At 43.4% G+C, this 511-nt stretch carries 1 protein-coding gene; it reads left to right on the top strand.

The features are described 5' to 3' along the window. On the top strand, positions 1–252 hold a 252-nt coding region (locus ACTS4L_RS11445; protein WP_440652083.1), incomplete at its 5' end, for a ubiquitin family protein. Positions 253–511: the final 259 nt, after the last annotated feature.

A 511-nucleotide genomic window follows, 5' to 3' on the forward strand; every position in this document is an offset into this window, starting at 1 on the left:
GCGGCAGACGCCAACATGCAGATCTTCGTGAAAACCCTTACCGGCAAGACCATCACTCTTGAGGTGGAGCCCAGTGACACCATCGAGAATGTCAAGGCCAAGATCCAAGACAAGGAAGGCATCCCTCCTGACCAGCAGAGGTTGATCTTTGCTGGGAAACAGCTGGAAGATGGCCGCACCCTTGCAGACTATAACATCCAGAAAGAGTCTACTCTTCATCTTGTCCTGAGGCTCCGTGGCGGTGACTTGTGAATGTCCTGTGTGCTGCTGATTTCATGATGGCTGTGTGCTTTGTTGTTTTATTTCATGACTTTTAGTGTTCTTCGTTATAGTACTATCTTTCTTTTAAGAGATCTTGTAATGTGTTATGTTCTGTTGTTTTTTGCTGCAACCTTAATAAATAAATATTAGCCGAAAAAAAAAAAAAAAAAAAAAAAAAAAAGTTCCGGATTTGCGGACATTATAGTGTCACTACCCAGGTACGCCTATCACCAGTATGAGACCGACTGCT

The organism is Cysteiniphilum sp. 19S12-1 (assembly GCF_052030685.1).
GTDB lineage: Bacteria > Pseudomonadota > Gammaproteobacteria > Francisellales > Francisellaceae > Caedibacter.